Here is a 26,135-nt window from a genome sequence, read left to right on the forward strand (position 1 = left end):
GCATGATCATCGAGTTGCCGTTGGCGGAGACCACCCGGGACCGTTCCGTCGGCGAGCCGGCGGAGGCCGGGAACGAGGGCTTCCTGGCGGCGGTGGTGGGCGGCGAGTTCCGCATCCACCACCGCAGTGCGGCGACGCTGCTGGAAGGTGAGCCGCACCTGCGGCCGGAGGAGTCCGAGCCGACCTGGAGCCTGCTGTTGCGGGCGGCGCACCTGGCGTTCGCCGGGCACCTGCCGCTCAGCCTCTCCCCGGACGTGCTCTGGTACGCCGTCGTCCACGAGGTGGCCGTCCACGTGCGGCTCGACCCGGACCGGTACGCCGGCCTGTTCGGCGGGGGCGGTTCGGGCGGCCGGGGCGGCGGGGGCGGCTCGGGCGGCCGGGGCGGCGGGGGCGGTTCGGGCGGCGCGGACGGAGGCGTCGCGGGCAAGCGGTCCATCGAGGTGCGGGACGACCGGACGGTCGGCCCCGACGCGGACTGGTCCCGCTCGATCCGGCTCGTCCGCGAGCCGCTGGAGAAGGCGCTGGGCGCCGACCTGGTGGAGCTGTTCCAGCCCGTCTTCAGCACCACGACGCCGGACGACGTCTGCTCGGTCCTGGTGGCGCTCATGGACGTGGTCAGCCCGTACTACGAGTTCACCTGGATCACGATGTGCGGCATCCCGCGGATCCGGCTGGAGGGGACGGCCGAGGACTGGCGGCTGCTGGCGCGGCGTGTCGGCGAGCTGGCGGAGACCTTCGGCGAGGGGCTGCGGCCGTGGTTCGCCGGCCTGCTGCCGGTGCTGCGGACCGTTGCCGACACCGCTGCCGGCGGGGCGGTGGACGAGGCGTTCTGGCGTTCGCTGTCCACGCTGGAGTCGCGGTCCGGCGGTGACCGGGTGTCCGGCTGGATCACCGCGTTCTTCGCGCACCGCCAGGGTCCGTCCGGCCCGCGCCCCCGGACCTCCTTCGACTGGCGGGACGAGGAGGCCGAGCACCTCGGGCTGAACGACTTCCCGTCGCACGTGTCGCGGGTGCCGTTCCGCTGGAAGCGACTGGGCGAAGAGCTGGACATGGCCTTCGTCGCCGGAGTGCTCGGCATCGAGCGGGACGCCGAGGGCTTCGTGCGGCCGCGGCTCGGGCACGCGGTGCTGGAGGTCCTGCGGGCCGCCCCCGACCCGGCGGAGGAGCAGGCGGCGCTGGCCGCGGTCCAGCTCCCGGCGGGGTGGACGATCGAGCGGGTGCGCGAGGTGGCCGGGATCGACACCCCACGGCTGCTCGGTACGGACCGCCAGGTCGTCGACGTGCGGGAGAGGGGCGAGCAACCGCTCGGGCCGCCGTTCAGCGTTCTCAAGGTCTGGGACTTCTTCTGCCTGATCCGGCTGGTCGACGGCGGGGAGTGGTACGTGGGGATGCTCGACCCGAGGAGCGGTGACGTGATGCTCGAGGGACGCCTCGGAACCGACCTCGGTGAAGCGGTCTGGCGGCTGCTCCCGCGGTGACGGCGGACCGGGCGGGCGCCGGTGGCTGCGGATCGTGGCCGGGCGGGCGTCGGTGACCGCGGGCAGTGGCCGGGCGGGCGCCGGTGACCGCGGGCCGTGACCGGGCGGGTGGGGGTTGGGTGGCGGTCCATTAACCTTGAGGGAGACACTCCCCGGTTTCACGCGGCACAGGCGCTGTGCCGCGCCCGGGCCCAGGCTCAGAGAGAGGTTCGCCCCGTGGACACTGCCGACCGAGCGCACGCCCCGGTCGTCGTCGCCATCGACGGACCCTCCGGCTCCGGCAAGTCGACCGTCTCCCGTGCGGTCGCCGCCCGGCTGGGGCTCAGCTTCCTGGACACCGGCGCGATGTACCGGGCGATGACGTGGTGGATGCTGGCCAACGACATCGACGTCGACGACGCCGAGGCCGTGGCGGTCGCCTGCGGCAAGCCGGTGATCGTCTCCGGCACCGATGCGGACGGCCCGACCATCACCGTCGACGGGCAGGACGTGTCCGGCCCGATCCGCGGCCCCGAGGTGACCGCGCAGGTCAGCGCCGTCTCCGCGGTGCCGGCGGTGCGCGCCCGGCTGGTGGAACTGCAGCGCGGCTGCGCCGAGGTCGCCGAGCGCGGCATCGTCACCGAGGGCCGGGACATGGGCAGCGTGGTGTTCCCGGACGCCACCGTCAAGATCTTCCTGACCGCCTCGGAGGCGGCCCGCGCCGAACGCCGGGCGGCCGAGCTGCGCGCCAAGGGGGTCGACGAGGCCACCATCACCGCGATGGCCGCCGACCTGGCCCGCCGGGACGCCGCCGACTCCTCGCGCAAGACCGCGCCGCTCACCCAGGCCGCCGACGCGGTCCTGGTGGACACCAGCGACCTCACCCTGGAGCAGGTGATCGACACGATCACCGCGCTGGTGGAGGAGCGGGCCGGGCTCTCGGCGGTCTGACCGACCACCGTCCGCTCGGACTGCCGTCCTGGGCCCCGGCCCGCTCGGGCTCGATCGGCCCGCTCGGACCCGATCGGGCCGGCCCGATCAGGCCCGCTCGGCCGGCTCGGTCGGCTCGGTCGCTCGGGCCGATCACTGCAGGACCATTGAATGACCGGGGTGCCGTGACGGCGTCCCGGAACCACTCGCGCTGCCCCGGTGGGGCAGGTACGCACGGCGCGCCCCTGGGAAGGGCCGGGCCGGGAAACGGAAAACACGAACATGACCGCAGAGCACTCCACCACCGGACACGGTGAGCTGGACGCCGCCGAGTACGCCGAGTTCATGGCGCTCGCCGCCGAGGAGGGGTTCGACCCCGACGACATCGACGGCCTCGGCGACGGCAGCCACACGCCGCTGCCGGTGCTGGCCGTCGTCGGCCGCCCGAACGTCGGCAAGTCGACCCTGGTGAACCGCATCATCGGCCGCCGCGAGGCCGTCGTCGAGGACAAGCCGGGCGTCACCCGCGACCGGGTCAGCTACGAGGCCTCCTGGAACGGCCGCCGCTTCAAGGTCGTCGACACCGGCGGCTGGGAGATCGACGTCCTCGGCATCGACGCCATGGTCGCCGCGCAGGCCGAGCTGGGCATCGAGACCGCCGACGCGGTGCTGTTCGTGGTCGACGCCACGGTCGGCGCGACGGACACCGACGAGGCCCTGATCAAGATCATCCGCCGGGCCGGCAAGCCGACCGTGCTCTGTGCCAACAAGGTCGACGGCCCGTCCACCGAGGCCGAGGCCGCCTACCTCTGGTCGCTCGGCCTCGGCGAGCCCTACCCCGTCTCGGCCCTGCACGGCCGCGGCTCCGGTGACCTGCTCGACGCCGTCATGGACGCCCTGCCCGAGGCCCCGCCGCAGACCTTCGGCGACGCCGCCCCCGGCGGCCCGCGCCGCGTCGCGCTGATCGGCCGGCCGAACGTCGGCAAGTCCAGCCTGCTCAACAAGGTCGCCGGCGAGGAGCGGGTGGTCGTCAACGAGCTGGCCGGCACCACCCGTGACCCGGTCGACGAGATGATCGAACTCGGCGGCAAGACCTGGAAGTTCGTGGACACCGCCGGTATCCGCCGCCGGGTCCACCTGACCGCCGGCGCCGACTTCTACGCCTCGCTGCGCACCGCCTCCGCGCTGGAGAAGGCCGAGGTCGCGGTCGTCCTGATCGACGCCAGCGAGACCCTGGCCGAGCAGGACACCCGGATCATCTCGATGGCCGTCGAGGCCGGCCGCGCCGTCGTAGTCGCCTACAACAAGTGGGACCAGCTGGACGAGGAGCGCCGCTACTACCTGGAGCGGGAGATCGAGCGCGACCTCGTCCAGGTGCAGTGGGCCCCCCGGGTCAACGTCTCGGCCAAGACCGGCCGGCACATGGAGAAGCTCGTCCCGGCGATCGAGACCGCGCTGGAGGGCTGGGAGACCCGCATCCCGACCGCGCGGCTGAACGCCTTCCTCGGCGAGCTGGTCGCCGCCCACCCCCACCCGATCCGCGGTGGCAAGCAGCCGCGCATCCTGTTCGGCACTCAGGCGGGCACCCGGCCGCCGCGCTTCGTGCTGTTCGCCTCGGGCTTCCTGGAGGCGGGGTACCGCCGCTTCATCGAGCGCCGGCTGCGTGAGGAGTTCGGCTTCGTCGGGACGCCGATCTCGATCTCGGTGCGGGTGCGGGAGAAGCGCAAGAAGAAGTAGTGCGGACGGGCGCCCACGCGCCCGGCGATGGGGAGAGGGCCCGGCCACTTCGGTGGACACTGTTGGTAAATAGATGGGCCCTGGCCGTGACGTCGGTCTTCGCCACCTGGTTGTGGGTGGTGAAGACCGATGTTGCGTTTGGGGAGGGTATCGGTGTCGCTGCACGAAAGCGGGCTGGGCGGGATCCCGGCGGAGACGGTTCGGGTGGCTCGGGCGGTCTGTCCGAGCGGCACGCTGGCGATGCGGTTGCGCGACGAGTTCGCGGACGTCTTCGACGGTGACACGTTCGCTGCTCTGTTTCCCCACCGGGGCCGGCCCGCGGTATCGCCGGGAGTGTTGGCGCTGGTCACGGTGCCGCAGTTCGCCGAAGGAATGTCGGACCGGCAGGCCGCCGAGGCGGTCCGGGTGAGGATCGACTGGAAGTACGCACTGGGCCTGGAACTGACCGCGGCCGGCTTCGACTTCTCCGTCCTCAGCGAGTTCCGTGCCCGCCTGGTGGAAGGGCGGATGGCCGATGAGATCTTCGAGCGGGTACTCCAGGCCGCCAAGGAGCGCGGCCTGCTGAAGACGACGGGGCGGGCTCGGACCGACTCCACCAAGGTGCTGGCGGCGATCAGGGCGGTCAACCACATCGAGATGCTCGGGGAGACGCTGCGGGCGGCCTTGAACGCCCTTGCGGCGGCGTTCCCCGGCTGGCTGGCCGCCCAGGCCGCCCCGGAGTGGTTCGACCGCTACGGCCACCGCGTGGAGGAGTCGAGGCTGCCTCGCGGCGCGGTCAGGCGCCGCGAATGGATCCGGCAGACCGGACAGGACGGCATACGCCTGCTGGAAGCGGCGCTCTCACCGCAGGCTCCGATCGGGGCGCGTTCGCTGGAAGCGGTCGAACTCCTGCGGCAGACCTGGGTTCACAACTTCCAACTCGTCGACGGCCAAGTGTCGTTGAGGGATTCGAAGAACGTTCCCCCGGGACGGCTGCGTCCCTTCTCCCCGTACGACCCCGACGCCCGTGCCGGCAGCAAGAGGGGTAACGGCTGATCTGATCACCCATGTCGCCACCACGGACGCCTCCGTCAGCGACATGAAGATGACGGAGGTCATCCACGCCGACCTGCGAGCGCGCGACAGGCTGCCCGCCGTTCACCTGGTCGACGCCAACTACGTGGACGCCCGGTGCCTGGCCGCCGCCGAACAGGCCGGCTTCAAACTGGTCGGGCCGATCCAGAAGAACAAGGCGGTGCAGTCCTCCGGCAGGTTCACCACGGAGGCGTTCGCGGTGGACTGGGAAGCCAAGCGCGTGACCTGCCCCAACGGCCAGTTCGCCGGCAACTGGCGCTCCCGCCTCTCCTCGCACGGCATCCCGGTGATCCAGGTCCGGTTTCCCGTCTCGGCCTGTCGGCCGTGCCCCGACGTCCAGACCTGCGCTCCCTCGAAGACCGGACTGGGCCGGGAGATCATGCTGCGGGAGAAGGCCGCGCACGACGCCATCCGAAAGAACCGCGCCGACCAGCAGGATCCCGAATGGCAGAGTGTCTACCAGCACCGCCAGGGCATCGAGGGAACCATCTCGCAAGGCGTCCGGGCCTTCGGCCTCCGCCGATCCCGCTACCGCGGCCTGCCAAGGACAAGCCTCCAGCACTTCTTCACCGCCACCGCGATGAACCTCACCCGGCTCGACGCCTGGATCACCGGCACACCACGCGCTGGAACACGTCTCTCCCGCTTCGAACGACTGTGTCCCGCCCCTTGACAGGGCGGGACACAGTCAGGCCCAGCTATTTACCAACAGTGTCCACTTCGGTGGCCGGGCCCTCTCGGCGTCTCCGGGGGCGCGGGCGGGGGCGCGCGGTGAGGGCCGGGGCGGACGGTCGGCGCCTGCCCGCCCGTGCCTGCCGGTCAGTGCCTGCCGGTCAGTGGTGGTCGGTCAGTGGTGGTCGGTCAGTGCTGGTCGGCGCTGCGGCCCGGGGGGAGCGAGAGCAGGTTGCGGTGGCGGCCGCCGGTGGCCGGACCGGTGCTCATCACCGGTGCGGGGGCGGAGGCGGGCATCGGGTGCGGGACCGGGCCGAGGTAGCCGGCCGCCACCCAGCCCTGACCGTTGGTGAACTGGGCTGCGGGCTGGGCGGGTTGACCGCCCTCGGCCGGGGTGGCGTGGCCGGTGCCGTCGCTGGTGGTGTTGGCGGGGGCGTTGGGGTCGGCCAGGTGTGCGGGCGGGTGCGGGCTGCTGCCGCCGGGCGTTCCGTGGGTGCTGTGCGCGCTGGGCGTGGTGTGTGCGCTGTGCGTGCTGTGCGTGCTCTGTGTCCCGTGCGTGCTGTGCGTGCCGTGCGCGGTTGGAGTCCCGTGCGTGCCGTGGGTGCCGTGGGTGAGGCCCGGGCCGGTCTGCTGGCTCGGCATGAACTGGGGGATGCCGATGCCCTGCCCCCCGTACGTCTGGAACGCCTGGTGCTGCGGCGGGTACGGGCGCGGGTCGGTGAGCATCGGGTAGCCGCCGTCCCGGACGGCGAATCCGGCGAACTTCAGGTTCTCCTCGCCCGAGCGGTCGCCCGGCAGCGCACGGAACAACCGCCGGTACTCGGAGTACAGCTCGTCGTAGATCGGCGTCGCCGAGTGCGGGTGCTCCGCGTCGTACGAGGGGCGCATGCCCGGGATGGCACGGGCGGCGGTGGTGGACCGGCGGTGGGAGGCGGAGACGTCGTAGCTGTACACATAGGGGCCAACGAGCGAACCCGGCCGGGGATGCGGGGTGTGCGGCCCCGGCGCGCGCCCGGCCCCGCTGATCGGGCTGCCGATCGGCGGGGCCGGGTGCGGTTGGGGCGCGACCGGGGCCTCAGGGAGGCCGCCGGGCGGTTCAGGGCGGTTCAGGGCGGTTCAGCGCTGCCCGGCGCGGCTCAGGCGCGGCTCAGGCCGGCTCAGGCCGACTCAGGTGCCGGCGAGCGGGAGGGACGCGGCCACGACCTGGCCGAGGGCGACGGCGCGCTCCAGCGCCTGGCGGAGCAGGTCCTCGCGCGGCTGCCGGCCGACCATGCCCGCCGGGACGGCGTACATGGTCACCTCCCCCAGCTGGTTGGCGGCGAACCGCCAGGCGTCGGTGACCTGGAGCGGCTGGTGCGCCTGCCACCAGCCCGTGCTGCCGCCGGCCGCCGCGGGCTGGAGGATCGCGTGCAGCTTGCCCATCGCCACCAGGACCGACCAGCCGGGCAGCTGGTCCGGCGTCTTGTTGAGGTCGGTGACGGGCTGGAAGCCCGCGTCCTGGAGCAGGTCCAGGAACTCGTCGGTGCCCGAGGTGTTCCCGGGGCGGCCGACCGGCCCGGTGGGCTCGACCACGAGCGAGGCGTGGCCGGTGTCCCCGTGCAGCACCAGGCCGCAGGTGATGCCGAGGATCGCGGCCTGGCCGGGCGCGGTCGGCTGGGGGAGGGCGGGGGTGTTGGCGGCGTCGGCGACCGGGGAGGTGGCCGACGAGGAGGCGGCGGGGGTGGCGGCCGGGGCCGGCACGACCGGGGTCCGGGCGACGGTGGGCGTGGGCGCGTCGGTCTGGGCCTGGCTGATGCTGCGCACCGCGCCGACCAGCTGCTCCTCCGAAACCGGCACCACCTGGGAGGGGATGCAGCGGGCGTGGGCGAAGGCGAGCACCGCCGTCTCCTCGCCGACGAACAGCACGGTGCTGGTGGGCTCCTGGAGGGAGTCGCCGGGGGTGCGGCAGGAGGTGCACTCGTAGTTGTCCGGTGCGTGGGCGCCGCCGAGCAGGCGGTCGGCCTCGTCGTCGCCGATCTCGGATCGGACCTCGTCGCTGACATCGAGCATGCGCGGCAATGGGACTCCTCGGGGTCTCGGGGGTTTGTCGCGGGCAGGGTGGGCGGGACTTCGTGCTGGCGGTGGCGAGCGGGCCGGTTCCGGCCGCTTTTTCCAACGGACCCCTGTGGCAGGGGTCACGGGTGAGCACCTGGGCTGACGGGAATTGCTCCTGATCCGATCGCTGTACGTGGTGACGGGATCGCAATCTGTCGATGTCGAGGGCGGAGCTGCCGGAATGGAGCCGTGAGGTGGGTCACGGCCCGCAGATGTTTGATCTAGGAAATGACGGTTAAATCGGACATTTAGGGCATGATTGCAAGGTCGTTACCGCAGGTAACGCCGGGCTGAGCTGGGCAGACCGTCCGATGTTTGGATCCCCGGCGGCCGACTCGTAGCTTCATTGGCGGTGCAACGAGCACCACCCGGGTTCACCCCCGACGCACAGCCCGCCGGTTCATCCCGGCGTCGGCCGTGCCCGCCGATGCGACCGCTCGAACTGGTCCCCGGTGCGTGGCGGGTGGCCGGGGCGGCGCGGCACGTCCGACACGTGCACGGCCGCCCGACGGACGCGGCGAGCGAATCGACCCCCTTCCAGGGCTTGGTTCCGCATGCCCGCCCGGGGCTGTCGAGAGGAACCCCATGACCTTCCGTAACGAGTCCGCCGCTGCCACCACCACCGCCGCCACCAAGCGCAACCGCGTTCGGATGGCCGTCGTGGCGGGCGCCGCTGTCGCGGCCCTGCCGGTGGCCGGCCTCGTCACGGCCACCTCGGCCTCCGCCGCCTCCGTCTCCACCTGGGACGCCGTCGCCCAGTGCGAGAGCGGCGGCAACTGGGCCATCAACACCGGCAACGGTTTCTACGGCGGTCTGCAGTTCACCTCCAGCACCTGGGCCGCCTTCGGTGGCACCGCCTACGCCCCGCAGGCCAACCTGGCCACCAAGGCGCAGCAGATCGCCATCGGCGAGAAGGTCCTCGCCTCGCAGGGCCCGGGCGCCTGGCCCGTCTGCTCCGTCAAGGCCGGCCTGACCAAGGGCGGCGCCCCGGCCGCGGTCGACACCTCCGCCGCGTCGACCACCGCCGCCAAGCCGGCCGCCCCGGCCGCCACCGCCGCGCCGAAGGCCGCGCCGGCCCCGAAGGCCGCCGAGGCCCCGAAGCCCGCCGTTCCGAAGGCCACCGAGGCCCCGAAGGCCGCGGTCGCGCCGAAGTCCTCCGACGCCGCCAAGTCGTGGAAGTCCGGCAACGCCGCGACCTCGAACGACGCCAAGTCGGTGGCCGGTGGCACCTACACCGTCAAGGCCGGCGACACCCTGAGCAAGATCGCCGCTGCCAAGGGCCTCGACTGGCACACCCTGTACAACAACAACACCAAGGTCATCGGCGGCAACCCCGACCTGATCTTCCCGGGCCAGACCCTGACCGTCTGATTCCGGTCCACGTCCCGGGCCTGATTCCGGTCCGGGTCAGCTTCCCGGTCGGCCCTCGGGCCGACCGGGGCTTGCCCGATCCGGACGCATCGTCCGGCCGGCCGCTTCCCCACCGCGCGGGTTCTCCGCTGTGTGGGGGAGCGGCCTTCGGCGTGTCCGGCGTGTCGGGGCGGGTGCCGGAGGTGCGCGCCTAGGGTCGGCTGCTGTGCCTTCTCACCGCTCATAGGATCAGCCGTGAATCCTTCGTACCGACTGGTGGTCGGGCGGGATTCGCCGCCGCCCTCACCGACGTGCTCGTTGCCGTCGGCGCCGTCCTCGGCGTGCTGCTGCCGACCGCCGGGCCGGTGCCGGGCGCTCGGGCCGCGGCCGCCACGACCGTCGCGGACGGGGTCTGGGACGACCTCGCCGAGTGCGAGAGCGGCGGCGACTGGCGGGCCGACACCGGGAACGGCTACTTCGGCGGGCTGCAGATCTGGCCGCCGACCTGGGAGGAGGCCGGCGGCCTGCGGTTCGCCACCCGGCCCGACCGCGCGAGTCGGCGGCAGCAGACCGTGGTTGCCGAGGAGATCCTCCGGATGCAGGGCTGGGAGGCCTGGCCGGCCTGTGCGCGGGAGATCGGGATGATCGACTGAGCGGTCCGTCGGGCGAGCGGTTCGTCGGCTGCCGCCGGCCCGATCCGGTGGCGTCCGTCGGGTGGGTGCCGCCTGCCTGATCCGGTGGCGTCCGTCGGATTCGGTGCCGTCTGACTGATCCGGTGCCGCCTGTCGGTCTGCTGCGCGAGGATGGTGGCGTGATCCAGGGCGAGCTGTTCGGTGACGGCACGGACGAGGGCGGGTTCCGCGGCCGGTCGGAGCCCGCACCCGGCGCGGTCCTCGTCCCCGGCTGGCTCGACTCCGCCGCCCAGCTGCGCCTGGTCGCCGCCTGCCGGGAGTGGGCCCGTCCCCCGGCCGGGATGCACACCGTCCGCATGCCGACCGGCGGTGTGATGTCCGTGCGGATGGTGAGCCTCGGGTGGCATTGGTACCCGTACGGATACAGGCGGACCGCCGAGGACGGCACGCCGGTCAAGCCGTTCCCGCCGGAGCTCGGCCGACTGGCCCGCCGGGCCGTCGCCGACGCGTACGGCGAGGCGGTCGGTGCCATCGCGGGCGCGGCCGGGTACGAGCCGGACATCGCGATCGTCAACCACTACCCGCACGGCGCCAAGATGGGCCTGCATCAGGACCGCGACGAGCGGACCGACGCGCCGGTCGTCTCGCTGTCGCTCGGCGACACCTGTGTCTTCCGGCTCGGCAACACCGAGACCCGGACCCGGCCGTGGACGGACCTGGAGCTGCGCAGCGGCGACCTGCTGGTGTTCGGAGGTCCGGCCCGGTTCGCCTACCACGGAGTGGTGCGCACGTTGCCCGGGACGGCGGACCCGGCGCTCGGGCTGACCGGGCGGTTGAACATCACGGTCCGCCGATCGGGTCTGCCCGCTCCGCCGGATCCACCGGGTTCGTGACGCGCTGTCCTACATCCGTGTCCGTTCGGGTGCCGTGCCGCCGTGCCGCGCCGGTTCGAGGGTGGGGCCGGTTCGGTGGGATCTCTTGGGACCTCGTTCGAGTGAATCGGCAGGGTCACCCCGGGTGGGGGGAATGCCAGGGGTCGCTGGAGAATTCGATGGGGCGGGAGAATTCGACAGAACGGACGCCGACTGCTGGGCGGGAGACCTCCGCCCGGGCCGGCCGTCCGGAGAGGAAGCGCACGTATGGGTACCCCCGTCGACGAACTCGTCGCACTGCTGGACCTTGAGCAGATCGAACTGAACATCTTCCGCGGGCGCAGCCCCGAGGAGGCGCTGCAGCGGACGTTCGGCGGCCAGGTCGCCGGCCAGGCGCTGGTCGCGGCGGGGCGCACGGTGGACGGCGAGCGCCCCGTCCACTCGCTTCACGCCTACTTCCTGCGCCCGGGGGTGCCCGGCGTGCCGATCGTCTACCAGGTCGACCGCATCCGCGACGGCCGGTCCTTCACCACCAGACGGGTGCTCGCCATCCAGGGCGGCCGGTCGATCTTCGCGCTCACCGCCGATTTCCACCTCCCCGAGGAGGGCGGCATCGAGCACCAGTACCCGATGCCCGAGGTCGCCTCGCCCGAGGAACTGCCCAGCGCCCTGGAGGAGGTCGGCTCCCGGCTCGGCGAGCTGCCCCCGTTCATCAGCCGCCGGCAGCCCTTCGACATCCGGTACGTCGACCGGCTGCGCTGGAGCAAGGAGGAGCTGGCGGGCGTCGAGGCCCGGAGCGGCGTCTGGCTGCGCACCAACGGCGCGCTTCCCGACGACCCCCTGATCCACGTGTGCGCCCTGACCTACGCGAGCGACATGACCCTGCTGGACGCCGTCCGCGCCCCGGTCGAGCCGCTCTGGGGGACCCGGCACTTCGACATGGCCTCGCTCGACCACGCGATGTGGTTCCACCGGCCGTTCCGGACCGACGACTGGCTGCTCTACCAGCAGGAGTCCCCGATCGCGCACGGCGCCCGTGGCCTCGCGCGCGGGCAGATCTACGACCGCAGCGGCCAGCTGGTGGTCTCGGTGGTGCAGGAGGGGCTGTTCCGGCCGCTGAAGGGGTGATCGGGCCCGCGCCGTCCGGCCGGGCCCGACGGGAGGTCCGGCCGGCGGGGATGATCCACCCCGGTCGCCGGTGTTGAGGTGGTGACGGACCAGGACGGCCCACGGGCCGCGACGGACGGCCTACGGGCTATCCGGGCACGGCCTTCGGGCACGCAGACGGCCTCGCGGGCCGCGACGGACGGCCTACGGGCCTCGGACGGAGAGCCTTCGGGGCTCGGACCGGATTGGGAGGGCATGCCGATGACGGCGACAGCCGCGGAGGAATGGAAGCACTGGAGCGACGGCCGGGCGGCGGCGGTGAGCACGGCGCACGGCCAGCTGGCGCTCACCGGCACGCACTGGCTCGAGCCCGAGCCCACCGAGGTTCCCGGCCTGCCCGGCCGCTGGTGGGCCGACGCGGAGGGCGTCCGGGTCCGGGCGACGGCCGCCGACGGGATCACCGTCACCGGCGCGCCGTCCCCCGTCGACGGCGAGGTGCTGCTCCGCCCGGACAGCGACCCGGCCGCCGACACCGCCTCGCTGGGCGAGCTGCGCCTCGTCCCGATCGAGCGCGAGGGCGAGCTGGCCCTGCGGGTCTTCGACCCGGCCGCGCCGCGCCGGGCCGCGTTCGCCGGCATCTCCGCCTACCCCTACTCGCCGGAGTGGGCCGTCCCGGCGGTCTTCACCCCGTTCGGGAGCGAGGACGGCGAAGCGGTCGTCGTCCCCAACGCGGACGGCAAGGAACGTCCACTGGCGGTCTCCGGCAAGGTCTCCTTCACCGTCGCCGGGGAGCACCGCACCCTGACCGTCAGCCGCGCGGGCAACGGCCGCCTGAGTGGCGTGATCGCCGACGCGACCAGCGGGACGGACACCTACCGCTTCCGCTTCATCACCCTGCCCGCCCCCGACGCGGACGGCCACACGGTGCTCGACTTCAACCGGGCCTACCTGCCGCCGTGCGCCTTCGCGGACCACTTCATCTGCCCCTTCCCACCCCCGGGCAACCGCTTGGACTTCGCGGTCGAGGCGGGGGAGAAGCAGGTGCTGACCCGGTAACAGTGGCGGGGCGGCGGATGGCGGCGCGGCCGTGGCGGCGCGGCTTGGCGTGGCGTGGCGGCGCTGGCGACGGGTGCCGAGAGCCTTACCCGGTGACGACCCGGCCGCCGGGCGGGGCGAGGATGGAGGACTGTGTCGACCAATCATCCTGCCAATTCGGCGACCGGGGCCGCTCCCTCCACGGGTGAGCCCGCCGATTCCGCCGATCCCACCGCGTCCGTCACCTCACCCTCGTCGTCCCCGTCGCCCCCGTCCGCCGCGTCCCCGCGGTACCGCCGTGCCGCGCGCGGGGCGTTCGCCGACCTCAGCCCGCTGCGCGACAACCCCGACTACCGGCGGGTCTGGTTCGGCCAGGCCGTCTCGTCCATCGGCCAGCAGATGACGGCCGTCGCCGTATCCGTCCAGGTCTACGACCTCACCGGCTCCAGCTTCGCCACCGGCCTGGTCGGGCTCTTCTCCCTCTTCCCGCTGATCGCCTTCGGCCTCTACGGCGGCGCCATCGCCGACACCGTGGACCGCCGCCGCCTCGGACTGATCGGCTCGGCCGGCCTCGCCGCCGTCTCCGCCGTCCTGGCCGCCCAAGCGCTCGCCGGGCTCGGCCTGGTCGCCGTCCTCTACGCCGCCGTGGCCGTCCAGGCCGGCTTCTTCGCCCTCAGCTCGCCCGCCCGCTCGGCGATGATCCCGCGCCTCGTCCCGAGCCACCAGCTCCCCGCCGCCAACGCCCTGAACACCGTCAGCATGAACCTCGGCCTCACCGTCGGCCCCATGCTCGGCGGCGTCCTGATCGGCGCCTACGGGGCCCAGGCCGCCTATCTGCTCGACACCGTCGCCTTCACCGCCACCCTCTACGCGATGTGGCGCCTGCCCGCGATGCTCCCGCTCGGCGAACGCAAGGGCCGCGCCTCCGTCCTCGACGGCCTGCGCTTCCTGCGCGAGCAGCCCAACCTGCGCACCAGCTTCCTCGCCGACCTCGCCGCGATGATCTTCGGCATGCCCCGCGCCCTCTTCCCGGCCATCGCCGCCACCTTCTACGCCGGTGACGCCCGCACCGTCGGCCTCCTGGTCTCCGCCCCCGCCGTCGGCGCCCTGATCGGCGCCCTCTTCTCCGGCTGGGTCTCCCGGGTCAACCGCCACGGCGCGGCCGTCCTCGCCTCCGTCGCCGCCTGGGGCCTCGCCATCGCCGCCTTCGGCCTGGTCCGCAACCTCTGGCTCGGCCTCCTCCTGCTCGCCGTCGCCGGCTGCGCCGACACCGTCAGCATGATCTTCCGCAACACGATGATGCAGGTCGCCGCCCCGGACGAGATGCGCGGCCGCCTCCAGGGCATCTTCATCGTGATCGTCGCCGGCGGCCCCCGCCTCGGCGACTTCGAGTCCGGCGCCGTCGCCTCCCTCACCAACCCCGCCACCTCCGTCGTCAGCGGCGGCCTCGCCTGCCTCGCCGCCATCCTCCTCCTCGCCGCCCGCCGCCCCGCCTTCCTCCGCTACGACGCCCGCCACCCCACCCCCTGACCCCGCCCCGACAAAACCTGGCAGCGAGCACCCCCCGACGTGCTGTATTGTTTTCCACGTCGCCGGGACACCGGGGACAAGGTCGAGAAGCCCCACAGCAGAGCCCCCCAGGCTCCGCCGAAGGCGCCGAGACCACGGGACGTGGCGCAGCTTGGTAGCGCACTTGACTGGGGGTCAAGGGGTCGCAGGTTCAAATCCTGTCGTCCCGACAGTGATGTCGGAGCCCCGCTGACTGGACGAAGGTCCAGGCCAGCGGGGCTTTTGCCGTTTCCGAGGGCGGGTCAGCGCACGAGCCGAAGGTGGCGGCCGGGGGTCTCCGGCGGGACCACTTCGGGACCAGGGGCCTCGCGGGGCCCGCTCAGGTGCGCGCTCAGCGCCTCGCCGGCCAGCTCGATCGAGCGCCGGTCCGGGTGCAGGTACCGCTGCGTGGTCGTGAGCGACCCGTGCCCGGCGATCTTCCGCAGGACGTGCAGCGGGACCCCGGCGTCGGCCATCCACGTCAGCCCGGTGTGCCGGAGGTCGTGGCGGCGCAGGTGCTCGAAGCCGAGCGCCACCACCACCTCGTCCCAGTGCGTCGCGTCCCGCAGGACGGCGGTGGTGATCCGCCCGCCCCGCGGCCCGGTGAACAGCCGCGCCATCGGGTCCTGGTCGATCACGTCCAGGCGCCAGGCCACCAGCTCGCGGATCTCCGGGATCAGCGGCACCGTCCGCCGTCGCTTGCCCTTCGTCCCCTTGTCCGTCAGGCCGCCGGGTGCGGTCGTGGTCTGCCGGCACAGGTCCCACGTCCACCGCTTGCGGTCGATGTCCTTGCGGCGCACACCTGAGACCTCGCCGATCCGGGCCGCCGTGCACGCCGCGAAGCGCACCACGTCGCCCCAGCCGCGGAACTCCCCGTGCGAGCGCAGGACCAGGGCGGTCGCGAGCTTGTCGAGGGTCTCCCAGTCCGGCAGCGCGAGGGCGCGGGGGTCGTCGAGTTCGTCCTCGGCGCGCTGGTACTCCCGCTGCCAGCCGCTCACCTTGGCCGGGTTGGCGTCGATGACACCGTCCCGGACGGCCTGCTCCATCACCCGCACCAGCACGGCGAGGGTGTTCTTCACGGTGGAGCGGCCGGCCTCGTCGGCGATCCAGCCGTACACGGCGCGGTCGATCACGCCGTTCGTGACGGTGCGCAGAGGCAGGTGGCCGATCGTCGGGACGATCCGCAGCCGCCAGCCGGCGCGATACGGGTCGAGGGTCTTGGACTCCAGCCCGCGCAGCGCCAGTTCCATCACCGACTCCCCGTACTCGGCGAGCGGCATGGTCGCGGTCGCCGGAGTCACGCCGCGGCTGGCCAGCCGCTCCATTCCGGCGATCCAGGCCTCGGCCTCCTCGATCGTCTCGGACATCTCCGAGCGCGACAGGCGACTGCCCGACACGGGGTCGAACCAGCGCACCCGGCCCCGGTAGGGCTTCGGGTACTCCGGGCGGTGCTCGATGTCGGTCGACAACTTCACGCCGATCGGCGGGTTCTGCTGGGGCATCAGGCAGCTTCTCCAGGGACGATGCGGCGCGACTCCATCCAGGCCTGGACGTCGGGGACGCTGTAGACGGTGATGCGGGAGGTAAGACGGACGAACGGCGGGCCCTGCATGGGCTTCGAGGTACGCCAGCGCCTGAGGGTTGAGGGGTCGACGCCGATGAGGGCGGCGACGTCCTCGGTGGAGTACCAGCCTCCGTTGATGAGACCTGCCTGGCGGGCTTCCTGGCTCCGGCTGGCCTGGCTCACCGAGCTGATCAACTCGGCTACCTGCTCGATCGTCAACTTCGGCTCGGACAAGGGTCCTCACTCCTTACAGGGAGGCAGGCATGGGTATTTGGGATGGGCCGGTACGCCCGGCCGCCTTCTCTGGGATCCGCTACCAGCGCTACTGCCGCTACCTCCCTGGTCAGGGGCATGTTTTTGGTAGCGGATTGGGTAGCGGTAGCGGATTGGTGCCGCTCCCGCCGGGTAGCGGGAGCGGCGGTGCGGGCTACGGGAGCGCGGCTTCGGCGGTGGCGTGCTCCGGGGCGGGTAGCGGGTTGGTATCCGCTACCGCTACCGGTTCGGCTACCGGGAACAGGGGCCTGACCTGCGCGGTAGCGGCGGTAGCGCTGGTAGCGGATTCCTGGGAGCGGAGCGGGCAGTACCGCAGCCAGGCGTCGGCAAGGTCCGTGGCGTAGTAGCCCTTGGCGACCGTGCGGGGGCCGGTCTTGATGTTGCGGGGCTTGATGGGGTCGTTGTCGGCGGTGACGTAGTCGCCGAGCATCCGGGCGAGGGCGCGGGTGGTGAGCGGCTTGCCGTCGAGGTCGGCCCACGGGGCGTCGTCCATGGCGGTGAGCTGGTCGACCAGTTCGGCGCTGAGCATCCGTTCGGCGCCGTTGAAGATGTCGCGCAGGTCGGCGAGCAGGCGGATGCCGACGGAGCCCTTGTCGTTGGCCTTGGCGGCGGTGACGAGCTGGACGCAGGCGGCGCGGGCGCGCGCGGGCCAGTGGCCGCCGGCGGCGTCGGCGACGGCGAGCAGGGGTTCCCACACGTCTGCGGGGCGGTCGCTGATGCCGTCGGGAAGCTCCGGCCACGCCTCGTGGAGCTGGTCGCGGACGCTGTCGGCCCAGGCGGCGAGGCGGTCGCGCAGCGCGTGCCCTTCGGCCTTGTGGATGCGCTCGCGAAAGGGCTCGACCTTCTCGTTGGGGGCGCGGCGGCGCATCCGGATGATGATCGAGCGGCTCATGATGGTGTCGGGCAGGTCGCCGAGCCCGCCCATGGCGAGGGCGGAGTAGACGGGGAAGGGCTGGACGGTCTGGGTGGAACCGTCGCCGACGCAGCGCAGGACGACGCCGCTGCGGCGGTGGCCGGAGTTGATGAGGCCGCGCAGGTCCTCGTTCCCGGCGGCCTTGGGGCCGAAGGTGGCGTCGACCTCATCGAACAGGACGGTCGGGCGGGCGTCGGTGTCGGACACGGAGCGGAACAGCGCGGCCGGGCTCACGTCGGTGGTCAGGATCGGCCGCGGGGCGACGGTTTCGATGATCTCCAGCGCCCGGGTCTTGCCGGAGCCGGGCTCCGGGGAGAGGAACGCGATGCGCGGGGTGGACTCGAAGCAGTCGAGCAGGTGGGTGTGGGCGTCCCACAGGACCACGGCGACGTAGGCGGCCTCGCTGGGGAAGACGTTGAAGCGCCGGTGATGGGCCTCGACGGCGTCGAGCAGGGCCGCACCGTCCTCGGGCCCGCTCCCGCCGGGGTCCTTAGGGCTCTTAAGGGGGGAGCGGGCGGGCGTGCTCATGCGGCGTCTCCGGCGGGGTTGTGGGCGATGGACCAGTCGAGGGCGCTGGTGATGGTCGCGGCGGCGTCGCGCGCGGGCAGGCCGGCCTGCTCCGCCGCCCCCTTAAGAGCGTCTTCGACCTCAGCGCGGCCGAGCCGGCCGTCGGCGACGAAGCGGCCCAGGGCGCGGGCGGCCCGGGTGAGCGTCCAGTTCCGGGTGCCCTCGGCGGCGTTGGCGACGTTCGCCGCCTCGTTGCGCAGGGCGGCGTCGGCGTAGCCGGGCCGACGGCCCGCCCGGCTGCTCAGCGGGACGACCGGGGCGGCGGTTCGGGGCGGCGGGGAGAGCAGGGTGTGGAGCCAGCCGGGCAGCGGCACGGGGTCGGTGTTGAGCACGGCCTCGTAGCGGTGTCCGGCACAAACCTGCGTGAGCTGGGGTGATCCCTTCTGCCTCCGACATCAAGGTCTGACATCAACGACAGCGGACACGCGCAACCCCACCAGCATTCGGGTGGATCATTACCGGGCCGCGACGACCCGGGGCCACGTCGGCTACGAGTCGTGGCTCGAACGTGATCGGCTGATCCTCCTCGATGCGGACCCAGAGGTGGGCGGCATCGCGTCGCAGCCGTTCTGGCTGCACTGGCACGACGGCCGGCGCAAGCGGCGCCATGCCCCGGACTACTTCGTATGGCTCGCGGCTGCGGCTGCGGCTGCCGAGCCGTGCACACTAGGGGGCCTTCAGGGCTGCCGTAAGGCGCATTCCCGGAAGAATCCCCAAATCCTTCAAAAGTCGCGTATCAAGAAGTGTCCCATTAGCCTCCCTTGCCCACTGCGACCCCATGTTTTCATATGCATGACCAGTATCATCATGAAGGATCCATTGTTCGCCATATGTATACGGCGCCACGTGTGCTGAAATGTATAGTCAAGGCGCCAGTCGTTGGCTCGGACCACTCGATCACGGACTCCTGCCAGTACTGGACCCCACTTCACCTTGGGTGAGATCGCTCAACCTTCGGTGAGACAGGACAAGCCGCAGCGGACATCCCGATGCGGGTCAGACAGGCGACAGCCCCCTTGATCGGGCGAGGATGACAACACCAAGGCCCACGAGCAACTCGGCCATGGCACCCTCCAGGTCGCTCCGGTCCGGCCACTCGGCATCGGCCCCACGGATCCGCAGGTACTGGACCCTGACTTCCTCCAGGGCGTCTTGGTCGACGACCCCGTCCTGAACTGCCTTCCCTGCCTGGAGAACAACATCAAGGTGCATCAGGAGCGATTCGGGCCGCCCGGGGACCGGTCCGCGCCTGAGTGACTGGACTACGTCCCGGAATGCGATCTTGTCCTCGAACTGAGGGGCGCACTTCGCAATGAGATCTTCTCGGTTGTAGGTGCCCATGTAGAAGGCCTCGGTGAAAGCCTTCAGGAGCTCACGTCGGCTTCGAGGGGTTCCGAGCCTCGGGTCGCAAAGCGGCTGCACGAACTGAGCGGCCCTGGTCTTCGCCCACGCTCGGCTACCGCGGGGGTCACCGACGTACGTGCGGAGAGCGCGGAGGGCCTGTCGCGTGCTCACTACATTGTCGTCACCGATGAACAGCCAACATACAAGCACGACCTCGGCCAGCGGCCGAACCGATGACGGCTGTCTCATGTGCAACAAGTCAAGAAACAGCGCCCGTTGAGCACCGGTGTGCAGCGCCTTCTCTGAGCCGCGTTGCCCCGTCCGCCGACGCTGGGGCTGAGCCAGCAGCCCCCTGGCCACCCAGTCATGGATGAGGCGCTTAGTCACTTGGTGACCGGCCGCCGCAGCATCGGCGACCAGATCGTCGATCGTGCCTGGTTCGGAGATCACCTCTGGAAATTACATCGGATCCGAGCGGAACACCTGCACTTTTTGGCGGCTTCAACTCGTAGGCTCAGAAGGGAAATCAGGGACCCACCAGTGGCCTGAGCTTGCCGGCACCGCCACGGGCAGGTCCCTGATCATGCGACACCACATCCAAGGAGAGAACGATGAGCGTCGACCACAACGACCCTAAGCCTGTCGTCGAGCACTGCACCATCCCCCAGCCGCCGAAGAGGCCGTCTCGACGGTTGAGGCCCCTGCTCCGGCTCGCCTTTCGAAACGTCGTCGGTGGGGCCGCGTCGGCAGCGGGGGCGGCGATCATCGGCTGGCTCATTTGGTTGATTCAGCGATGAGCCGTCCCGCCTGGTGGGACAACCGTCTCTGAGGAGACGCGGCCAAGTGGAACCCACGTCCACCAAGATCGGTACCATAGCCGCTTCTCGGATCGCCTTGTGGGCTGAGCGGCTTCGGCGGCTTCCGGACTCCGCTGACGGCAGATCCTGACGGCAACACCGACGGACATGAGACGGCAAGGGAGGCTGCCCGTGTCCGGCTGTCGGGAGGGGTGTGCGGCTTCGCTGAGCTCGTTCGAAAGGTCGAATGAGCTTACAAAGCAGCGGTCACTTGGTCGCGCGGTCGCCGTGTCACACACGGGGAAGCGGCAGGGGCTCGTGATAGTGCCAGAGAAGTGCGCGGTCTTCGCGGCGGAGTTCGGCTGATCCCCACTCCAGCCTGACTACACCGCTGGCCAGGGCGCACGCATAGGCGACTATGACGAGCTTGGTGTCTGGTGACAGCCGCAAGAGATCCATGTGCGGCTCGTCATCCTCGGGGAGTTCGATGCCGAGGTCCAGTGTGAACTGACGGGGCTCGGGCCCGTGCCGGCGGATGAGGTCGGCGCGGAGCCCGGAAGCTCGGCGGAGTCTGGCAGCCGTCACCGGTACATCCTTCTTCGCATATCGGATCGGGAAGACGACATGACCGGCTACGACCACGACCGTTCGCGCTTGGAGCCGCACTGGCTCCGCCCCCGGAAGGCCGGCCAGCCCCGTCACTAGCTCCTCGTACTGCGCCGCGTAGAGGCCATGACCATAAGCCTCGTGAGTTTGAGTGTGGACGCCCTCATGCCCGCCGCGGGCACGCTCGTGTGCCCGGAGGATGCACTCCGGCACGGTCGTCGTCACCTGCGCAGCGAGACTTCCGAAGACCCCCCTGGCCCACGGACTGGCGAAGGCTGCTGACCCCATACGTCCCCCGATCAAAGTCTGCCGATCCCGAACTTCGACGGTCCGGGGTCGTTCCTTTCAGATCAAGGGCGCGTCAAGGGTCGCACGATGCACGGCTGGACTCAGGGATTGCTGGTTCAGCTGTAGGACTGTGGATCCCAGCGGATGGTGGCGCGGACTCGCGGGACCAGTGCGGGACCACACGTTGTGCCCGCGCCGGAACACGGGCAGGCCGATCGGGCATCGTGACGTGAGGCTGGATCACGCTGAGCTGCGGGAATGAGTTCCGGCGCGATCTGGGGGGCAAGGGGTCGCAGGTTCAAATCCTGTCGTCCCGACAGTGAAGTCGGTTGTGACAGCGGGTATTTGGGAAACCAGGTGCCCGCTCTTGCTGGTTTTCGGAGCGCGTTTTTTAGTCCCGGATGGTCCCAAACCAGCAGTTGGCGGTACTGGCTGATGAGCTGGTCGATTGGCTAAACGAGGGCGACCTGAACGCTCCGGGGCTGGTGTGGGCCTCGATGGCGCACTGAATCCGGTGGCGATCCCCCTGGGGTCGGACGGCGTCCTGGCCCGCGAAGCGATCACCGCGCCGGAGTTCTCCAGCATCGAGGAATGGCTCGGTCGGGCCCGCAATACCTACCGCTTCTACGACGTCCTCGCCGAGGTCGGTGGCCCTGTCTGGACTCCGGAGCGGGACACCCTGCCGTGGGTCCGGTTTGCCTGCACGCCCACCACCAGCAGGCCCGGAGCGTCGAGCGCCAGGTGACCACCACCCGCGAGGTCTGGACCGCCCTTGAGGAAGCGGTCGAGCAGCGCGGCTGGCCCGACCGCATGCTCTACGCTCTTTACCCCGCGGCCATGGGCAACCGCCTGCGCCGCGCCAGCTATCAGGCCGACGCCGAATTCGGCGAACAGCAGGCCCAGCGCGACATCCGCGAACTCGTCCGCGCCGGCTGGCTCGCCGCGAAGGGCGAGCGCCCAGGGGCGTTACTACGTCACTGGCCCGCACCTGCCTGAGGAGACCGTCCGCGGAGTGCGGTAACCCGGCCGCTACGGGACCCGTAGGCGTGATCGGCGGTAGCCGATTCCGCTGTGGCGTCCCATAGTCAGCGGTGGCACAGGTTCCTGATGGGGGTCTATCGTGGTCGGCCCGGTGGCCAGCTCGCTGCTCTGGCGGCTGTCGATCACGATTGCTGGCGACGACGATCCCGCTCTGCTTTCTGTCCGACGCCCACGGCGATCTCTTCCAGGATCTTCCTGGGCATCCGGTCCACGATCCGTCGATCTGTCAGCCACGACGGGTCTCGACGGAGGAACTCGACGTCCATCTCGAAGCCGCCGCCGTCATCGACGAGCAAGTTGTGCTCTTGAACGTACCAGCGCCGGCGGTCGCCGGGCTGCGTCACCTCGAACGAGGTTTCGCAGTCCACGTCGTCGCCGTGAGGACAGTTGTTGTAGTCGCCGCAGGTAAGCACGCCGTCGTCGATCACCCAGAGATGATGGCGTTCCAAGAGTGCTCATTACGAGCCAAGTTGACAGAACGTCAGTTCGTTTTTTGCTCCCTCAGGTTGCCTATCGAGCAAAGACCTTGCGGCATAGAGAGGTCGAGAGGCAGGCCCATGGGCTTCTGGTCGCCGCCCGTGTCGCACCGGACCGGGAGTTCTTCCGGGTCTCCGTCGAGGACGCGGTTGGGGCGGTTCGACTTGCTAAAGCTCCATGCCGCGACGGCGTGCACCCAGCTGCGTGCCCGTGACATCACGGCGGCCGAGGTCCCGTTGAACGCGGAGGCGATCGGCCGGATGTGTTCGCGCTGCGCGCAGTGGGGCGCGTGCGTGGGTCTGCCCGGAAGCCGGGCTGGGTGTCTTCCTCAAGGAGCTCGGCGGGATCGGCCTGCTGTACCAGCTGCGATCCCACACCGGGCCGGACGAGGACACTTGGTGGGGCGAGGACGAGGTCCAGGCCGCCGCCCACGTGTTGCGGCGAAGAGCCTGCACCAGGCCCAGGCCACTGCCGCGATGTTCCCCTGGCCTCACCGACTGGGCGGAGCCGAAGCTGGCCGCGAAGAAGCAGTACCTGGAGACGCTGCGTGTGCGGGCAGCACGGTTCGCCCCGAGAGCCGCTCCCACGTCCCGCACCGGGACCATGGCCGTGTCCGGGACGGAGCGGCACGCGCCGCGCCGTCCCGGACGGGTGTGGGGCAAGAGATCGCGGTTACTCGGCGTAGGGCTGGTCGGTTCCCTGGGCGCTGTAGCCCAGGCTCCAGATGTAGCCGTCCGGGTCGGCGAAGGTGCCGCCGTACCCGCCCCACGGCAGTGCGCCAGCGGGCTTGAGGATCGTGGCGCCGGCCTTCTGGGCCTCCGCCATGATCTCGTCGACCCGTGCCTCGCTGCGGACGACGTAGGTCAGAACCAGTCCGCTGAAGCCGCTGCCTTCCTGGTCCGTGCCCACCTGGTCGGCCAGGCCTTCGCGGCTGTAGAAGCCGACGGGCGAGGCGCCGTCCGATTCGAAGAACACCGAGATGCCGAAGTCGTTCTTGATCTTCCAGCCGAGCCCGTCGGCGTAGAACTGCTTGGCCCGGTCCATGTCCCGGACACCGAGGAGGATCGAGCTGACGTGTGCTTTCATGCCTTACTCCTTGCACTGTGGATGGGTACGTGCCCGACATCCGGGCCAGGGCCCGGATGTCACATCGGCGCGTGTTCGCCGGCCGAATAGACGGCCAGGTCGTTCTGAAGGTGGAGTCGGGCACCGCCCAGTGGTCACCAGCTCGGTGATGCCCAGCTCCCGGTACGTCCCCGCCCAGTCCGCGGACGGACACGAAGGTGTCCAGCGACTGCAGCGCCTCCTCCGCCGTGGAGCCCTCCAGTAGCACCGTCGCCAGCCGCCGACGTCCCGGCCGCGCTGCTCGCAGGCCGCCGCCAGCTCCATCGGTGGACGGGCAGGAGCGCGGTGCTCAGACGCATGCCGTCGGCCCTGGTCGGACGCACCGTGCGGCGGGTGCGCGCCTCAAGCCCAGGCGGTGTCGGGGCTCCAGCGGTCCAGGGTGGTGTACACCGGGAGCCACTGGGCGGTGTAGGCGCTGCGCGCCGGCCCGGGCAGCGGGGCGAGGAGCCGCTCCACGGTGGACTCATCGGCGCCGTCCAGTAGCCAGGGCAGCAGCACAGGTGCGTCCGGGCCGATCCGCTGGACATGGACCTCGCCGAAGTGGGCCCACTGCTCAGCGGTGAGCGTCCGCTGAATCAGCGGCAGCACCGCGTCCTCCTCGTGCTTGAGGTGCCCGGCCAGGCCGACGGTCAGCGAGTCGACCAGCCCCCCGAGGTGTCCCGGGTCCGCGTCCGGGGCGGCGAGCAGCGCGTCTATGGCATCGATGAGCGGGTCGATGGCGGCGTGCTCGGCCTCCATCGCCTCCAGCAGGACCAGGTCGTCCGGGCGGTCGACCAGGTTTTGCCGCAGCGACGGCCACAGGGCGTCGTCCTCGGCGGTGTGGTGGACGTGCAGGGCCTTCTTGAACAGCTGCCAACCGGCGGCCGTGGCGAGCACCTCCGCGGCACTGAGGTCCGCGCGGATGGTGATGCGGTCCAGGTGGGTCAGTTCACGGCGCAGTGCGTCGTGCATCGCGTACATCGCGGTCAGGTCGAGCGCGTCGCTCATGCTCGGTTCCAGGACGCGCCGGCCGGCTCGCGGACCACGGCATTGAGGCGGTTGAACATGTTGGTGATCCCGATGAGCAGGATCAGGGCGGACAGCTGCTCCTCGGTGAAGTGCGCGCGCAGCCGCTCCCACAGCTCGTCCGGCACCGCCTCCTCGGAGCGGTCCGCCACTCGGGTGGCCCTCTCGGCCAGCTCCAGTGCGGCGCGCTCGGAGTCCGTGAAGAACGGCCCCTCCCGCCAGGCGGCCACCGACGCAACCCGCTCATCGCTCTCCCCCGCCTTGCGCAGGTTCTGGTGGTGCGCGTGTACGCAGGCGCTGCAGCCGTTGATCTGGCTCGCGCGCAGCCCGACGATCTCCTGCAGTTCGTGGGAGATCCCGCCCTGGTTGACGGCCTTGATGATGCTGCCGATGCCCTTCGTCGCGTCCGGCAGAACGAACGCGGGATTCTTCATGCGTGAGTGCATGTCAGTCACTCTCCTGCGGGCGGAGACCCTGATCAACATAGACTTCGGCGCTGTTGATAACCGCTGGGTTATCGCGGCAGGACACGGGGGCATTGTGGAACTGCGGGACATCGAGATCTTCCTGGCGCTGGCGGAGGAGCTGCACTTCGGCCGCGCCGCCGAGCGGCTGCGCGTCTCCCAGGCACGCGTCAGCCAGGCCATCAAGAAGCAGGAACGACGCATCGGTGCCGCGCTGTTCGACCGCACCAGTCGCACCGTCGTGCTGACCGAGGTCGGCCGGCAGCTCCGTGACGACCTGCAGCCGGTCTACGCCGGCCTGCACGGGTCGCTGGAACGTGCCCGGCTGGCCGCGCGTGGCATCACGGCTCAGCTCCGCATCGGGATGCTGCCCTTCAACGTCGTCGACCTGCACCCTTATTGGAGGACGTTCCGTTCGCGGTACCCACAGTGGGAACTGCGGATCCGCCCGGCATCCTTCAATGACGTGTTCCGTCAGCTCCGCAGCGGCGAGCTGGATGTCTGTGTGGCCTGGCTGCCCGTGGAGGAATCGGACCTCACCGTCGGCCCGGTCCTGTGCACCGACCGCCGGGTCCTCGCCGTGGCCGCCGACCACGAGCTCGCCGGGCGGGCCTCGGTGTCGCTGGAGGTGTTTGCCGACTTTCCCCACGTCTCCGCACCCGGGCTGCCGGCCTACTGGGAAGACAGCTACCTGCCCTTCCACACCCGGCGAGGCCGGCCGATTGAGCGCGGCCGACCTGTGGCCAGCGCCGACGAGCTGATCAGCCTGGTCGGCATGGGCGAGGTCGTCCACGGCTTCCCCAGCCACGTCATCGGGTACTGGGGCATGCCGAATGTCCATTGGCTTCCTGTTTCCGACATGCCGGCCCTGTCCTTCGCCCTGGTGTGGCGGACGGAGGCCGAAACCGACCTCATCCGCGCCCTCGCCGGCACCGTACGCGATCTCGGCGTGCTGAGGTTCTGACGCGCGCGTCGTCGCCGTGACGGCGACGCACGGCGGCGAGCACCGACCGGGCGTGGATGACGAAAGGCCAGGCTGGCTGAGGTCCGACTCGCGAGGGGTGGACCGCCGGCGGCTCGAACCCTGAACCCACGGACCCAAAGATCAAGTCCGGTCGCGATCGGCAGCTGCTTCGTGTCATTCCTCGCGCGGCTGCTGGGCG

Annotated in this window: 24 protein-coding genes, 1 tRNA gene and 2 pseudogenes; 15 read left to right on the forward strand and 12 right to left on the reverse strand. The window is 71.1% G+C overall.

What is annotated here, in order from left to right; translation table 11 throughout:
- Window positions 1–2 precede the first annotated feature (2 nt).
- The 4 genes and pseudogenes from ACFVHB_RS23690 to ACFVHB_RS23705 all read left to right on the forward strand — a co-directional run bounded on the left by ACFVHB_RS23690 (window position 3) and on the right by ACFVHB_RS23705 (window position 5,871).
- Window positions 3–1,478 (forward strand): DUF4419 domain-containing protein, encoded by a 1,476-nt coding sequence (locus ACFVHB_RS23690; protein ID WP_380325653.1) that lies wholly within the window; start codon window positions 3–5, stop codon window positions 1,476–1,478.
- A 216-nt stretch (window positions 1,479–1,694) separates the two neighbouring features.
- Window positions 1,695–2,408, forward strand: a complete 714-nt coding sequence (gene cmk / locus ACFVHB_RS23695) for a (d)CMP kinase (RefSeq protein WP_380325656.1) — start codon at window positions 1,695–1,697, stop codon at window positions 2,406–2,408.
- A 261-nt stretch (window positions 2,409–2,669) separates the two neighbouring features.
- Complete coding sequence (gene der / locus ACFVHB_RS23700; RefSeq protein ID WP_380325659.1) at window positions 2,670–4,124, forward strand: ribosome biogenesis GTPase Der; 1,455 nt, start codon at window positions 2,670–2,672, stop codon at window positions 4,122–4,124.
- Between the two features lie 153 nt (window positions 4,125–4,277).
- A pseudogene (locus ACFVHB_RS23705) lies at window positions 4,278–5,871 on the forward strand (IS1182 family transposase).
- Window positions 5,872–6,059: 188 nt separating this feature from the next.
- Here ACFVHB_RS23705 and ACFVHB_RS23710 read toward each other — a convergent pair.
- Both ACFVHB_RS23710 and ACFVHB_RS23715 read right to left on the reverse strand, forming a co-directional pair.
- Window positions 6,060–6,824, reverse strand: a complete 765-nt coding sequence (locus tag ACFVHB_RS23710) for a hypothetical protein (RefSeq protein WP_380325662.1) — start codon at window positions 6,822–6,824, stop codon at window positions 6,060–6,062.
- Between the two features lie 213 nt (window positions 6,825–7,037).
- A complete protein-coding gene (locus ACFVHB_RS23715) occupies window positions 7,038–7,928 on the reverse strand; it encodes a hypothetical protein (RefSeq protein ID WP_380325665.1) in 891 nt (296 codons plus the stop codon).
- A 621-nt stretch (window positions 7,929–8,549) separates the two neighbouring features.
- On the opposite strand from ACFVHB_RS23715, the gene ACFVHB_RS23720 reads away from it, so the two are divergent.
- From ACFVHB_RS23720 to ACFVHB_RS23750, 7 genes are all read left to right on the forward strand, one after another.
- Window positions 8,550–9,335 carry a transglycosylase family protein gene (locus ACFVHB_RS23720; protein WP_380325668.1) on the forward strand — a complete coding sequence of 262 codons (786 nt, stop codon included), beginning with the start codon at window positions 8,550–8,552 and terminating at the stop codon, window positions 9,333–9,335.
- Window positions 9,336–9,625: 290 nt separating this feature from the next.
- The gene (locus ACFVHB_RS23725; RefSeq protein ID WP_380325671.1) at window positions 9,626–9,967 is read left to right on the forward strand and encodes a transglycosylase family protein; all 342 of its coding nucleotides are present in this window, start codon (window positions 9,626–9,628) and stop codon (window positions 9,965–9,967) included.
- A gap of 161 nt (window positions 9,968–10,128) precedes the next feature.
- Window positions 10,129–10,839 carry an alpha-ketoglutarate-dependent dioxygenase AlkB family protein gene (locus ACFVHB_RS23730; protein WP_380325770.1) on the forward strand — a complete coding sequence of 237 codons (711 nt, stop codon included), beginning with the start codon at window positions 10,129–10,131 and terminating at the stop codon, window positions 10,837–10,839.
- A gap of 246 nt (window positions 10,840–11,085) precedes the next feature.
- Window positions 11,086–11,946: an acyl-CoA thioesterase gene (locus ACFVHB_RS23735; RefSeq protein ID WP_380325674.1), complete on the forward strand. Its 861-nt coding sequence runs from the start codon at window positions 11,086–11,088 to the stop codon at window positions 11,944–11,946.
- Window positions 11,947–12,186: 240 nt separating this feature from the next.
- Window positions 12,187–12,981, forward strand: coding sequence for a DUF1684 domain-containing protein (locus ACFVHB_RS23740; RefSeq protein ID WP_380325677.1), 795 nt, complete (start codon window positions 12,187–12,189; stop codon window positions 12,979–12,981).
- 132 nt (window positions 12,982–13,113) lie between these two features.
- Window positions 13,114–14,490 (forward strand): MFS transporter, encoded by a 1,377-nt coding sequence (locus ACFVHB_RS23745; RefSeq protein ID WP_380325680.1) that lies wholly within the window; start codon window positions 13,114–13,116, stop codon window positions 14,488–14,490.
- 135 nt (window positions 14,491–14,625) lie between these two features.
- Window positions 14,626–14,699: transfer RNA gene (locus ACFVHB_RS23750), tRNA-Pro, on the forward strand.
- Window positions 14,700–14,771: 72 nt separating this feature from the next.
- Here ACFVHB_RS23750 and ACFVHB_RS23755 read toward each other — a convergent pair.
- The 4 genes from ACFVHB_RS23755 to ACFVHB_RS23770 all read right to left on the reverse strand — a co-directional run bounded on the left by ACFVHB_RS23755 (window position 14,772) and on the right by ACFVHB_RS23770 (window position 18,157).
- A complete protein-coding gene (locus ACFVHB_RS23755) occupies window positions 14,772–16,010 on the reverse strand; it encodes a tyrosine-type recombinase/integrase (RefSeq protein ID WP_380325683.1) in 1,239 nt (412 codons plus the stop codon).
- Entirely contained in the window at window positions 16,010–16,306 is a 297-nt protein-coding gene (locus ACFVHB_RS23760) for a helix-turn-helix domain-containing protein (RefSeq protein WP_380325686.1), read from the reverse strand. Before ACFVHB_RS23760 ends, ACFVHB_RS23755 begins: the two co-directional genes overlap by 1 nt.
- Before the next feature lie 193 nt (window positions 16,307–16,499).
- Window positions 16,500–17,786, reverse strand: coding sequence for a DUF3631 domain-containing protein (locus ACFVHB_RS23765; protein WP_380325689.1), 1,287 nt, complete (start codon window positions 17,784–17,786; stop codon window positions 16,500–16,502).
- A complete protein-coding gene (locus tag ACFVHB_RS23770; RefSeq protein ID WP_380325692.1) occupies window positions 17,783–18,157 on the reverse strand; it encodes a hypothetical protein in 375 nt (124 codons plus the stop codon). The genes ACFVHB_RS23765 and ACFVHB_RS23770 overlap by 4 nt, the downstream gene beginning before the upstream one ends.
- Window positions 18,158–18,281: 124 nt before the next feature.
- On the opposite strand from ACFVHB_RS23770, the pseudogene ACFVHB_RS23775 reads away from it, so the two are divergent.
- A pseudogene (locus ACFVHB_RS23775) lies at window positions 18,282–18,473 on the forward strand (hypothetical protein); the annotation flags it as partial.
- 348 nt (window positions 18,474–18,821) lie between these two features.
- Here the strand turns inward: ACFVHB_RS23775 and ACFVHB_RS23780 are convergent.
- Window positions 18,822–19,619 carry a hypothetical protein gene (locus ACFVHB_RS23780; protein WP_380325695.1) on the reverse strand — a complete coding sequence of 266 codons (798 nt, stop codon included), beginning with the start codon at window positions 19,617–19,619 and terminating at the stop codon, window positions 18,822–18,824.
- A gap of 638 nt (window positions 19,620–20,257) precedes the next feature.
- Window positions 20,258–20,797, reverse strand: a complete 540-nt coding sequence (locus ACFVHB_RS23785; protein WP_380325698.1) for a hypothetical protein — start codon at window positions 20,795–20,797, stop codon at window positions 20,258–20,260.
- 577 nt (window positions 20,798–21,374) lie between these two features.
- Here ACFVHB_RS23785 and ACFVHB_RS23790 point away from each other — a divergent pair.
- Window positions 21,375–21,605, forward strand: a complete 231-nt coding sequence (locus ACFVHB_RS23790) for a hypothetical protein (protein WP_380325701.1) — start codon at window positions 21,375–21,377, stop codon at window positions 21,603–21,605.
- Window positions 21,602–21,856, forward strand: a complete 255-nt coding sequence (locus ACFVHB_RS23795; protein WP_380325704.1) for a hypothetical protein — start codon at window positions 21,602–21,604, stop codon at window positions 21,854–21,856. Before ACFVHB_RS23790 ends, ACFVHB_RS23795 begins: the two co-directional genes overlap by 4 nt.
- Before the next feature lie 167 nt (window positions 21,857–22,023).
- Here the strand turns inward: ACFVHB_RS23795 and ACFVHB_RS23800 are convergent, their stop codons facing one another.
- From ACFVHB_RS23800 to ACFVHB_RS23815, 4 genes are all read right to left on the reverse strand, one after another.
- A complete protein-coding gene (locus tag ACFVHB_RS23800; protein ID WP_380325706.1) occupies window positions 22,024–22,329 on the reverse strand; it encodes a hypothetical protein in 306 nt (101 codons plus the stop codon).
- Between the two features lie 721 nt (window positions 22,330–23,050).
- Window positions 23,051–23,464: a VOC family protein gene (locus tag ACFVHB_RS23805; RefSeq protein ID WP_380325709.1), complete on the reverse strand. Its 414-nt coding sequence runs from the start codon at window positions 23,462–23,464 to the stop codon at window positions 23,051–23,053.
- Between the two features lie 381 nt (window positions 23,465–23,845).
- Window positions 23,846–24,490, reverse strand: coding sequence for a hemerythrin domain-containing protein (locus ACFVHB_RS23810; RefSeq protein WP_380325712.1), 645 nt, complete (start codon window positions 24,488–24,490; stop codon window positions 23,846–23,848).
- Window positions 24,487–24,942, reverse strand: a complete 456-nt coding sequence (locus ACFVHB_RS23815; protein WP_380325715.1) for a carboxymuconolactone decarboxylase family protein — start codon at window positions 24,940–24,942, stop codon at window positions 24,487–24,489. Before ACFVHB_RS23815 ends, ACFVHB_RS23810 begins: the two co-directional genes overlap by 4 nt.
- A 10-nt stretch (window positions 24,943–24,952) precedes the next feature.
- Here ACFVHB_RS23815 and ACFVHB_RS23820 point away from each other — a divergent pair, with 10 nt between their 5' ends.
- Window positions 24,953–25,936: a LysR substrate-binding domain-containing protein gene (locus ACFVHB_RS23820; protein WP_380325718.1), complete on the forward strand. Its 984-nt coding sequence runs from the start codon at window positions 24,953–24,955 to the stop codon at window positions 25,934–25,936.
- The last annotated feature ends 199 nt before the right edge of the window (window positions 25,937–26,135 follow it).

The sequence above is a fragment of the Kitasatospora sp. NPDC127111 genome (assembly GCF_042677465.1).
Lineage (GTDB): Bacteria > Actinomycetota > Actinomycetes > Streptomycetales > Streptomycetaceae > Kitasatospora.

Bases quoted from the DNA above. Each gene is read 5' to 3' on its own strand.
- ACFVHB_RS23820 (WP_380325718.1), top strand. From the start codon at position 24,953: ATGTCAGTCACTCTCCTGCGGGCGGAGACCCTGATCAACATAGACTTC.
- ACFVHB_RS23735 (WP_380325674.1), top strand. From the start codon at position 11,086: ATGGGTACCCCCGTCGACGAACTCGTCGCACTGCTGGACCTTGAGCAG.
- der (WP_380325659.1), top strand. From the start codon at position 2,670: ATGACCGCAGAGCACTCCACCACCGGACACGGTGAGCTGGACGCCGCC.
- ACFVHB_RS23815 (WP_380325715.1), bottom strand. From the start codon at position 24,942: ATGAAGAATCCCGCGTTCGTTCTGCCGGACGCGACGAAGGGCATCGGC.
- ACFVHB_RS23755 (WP_380325683.1), bottom strand. From the start codon at position 16,010: ATGCCCCAGCAGAACCCGCCGATCGGCGTGAAGTTGTCGACCGACATC.
- ACFVHB_RS23720 (WP_380325668.1), top strand. From the start codon at position 8,550: ATGACCTTCCGTAACGAGTCCGCCGCTGCCACCACCACCGCCGCCACC.
- ACFVHB_RS23765 (WP_380325689.1), bottom strand. From the start codon at position 17,786: ATGAGCACGCCCGCCCGCTCCCCCCTTAAGAGCCCTAAGGACCCCGGC.
- ACFVHB_RS23810 (WP_380325712.1), bottom strand. From the start codon at position 24,490: ATGAGCGACGCGCTCGACCTGACCGCGATGTACGCGATGCACGACGCA.
- ACFVHB_RS23740 (WP_380325677.1), top strand. From the start codon at position 12,187: ATGACGGCGACAGCCGCGGAGGAATGGAAGCACTGGAGCGACGGCCGG.
- ACFVHB_RS23690 (WP_380325653.1), top strand. From the start codon at position 3: ATGATCATCGAGTTGCCGTTGGCGGAGACCACCCGGGACCGTTCCGTC.
- ACFVHB_RS23805 (WP_380325709.1), bottom strand. From the start codon at position 23,464: ATGAAAGCACACGTCAGCTCGATCCTCCTCGGTGTCCGGGACATGGAC.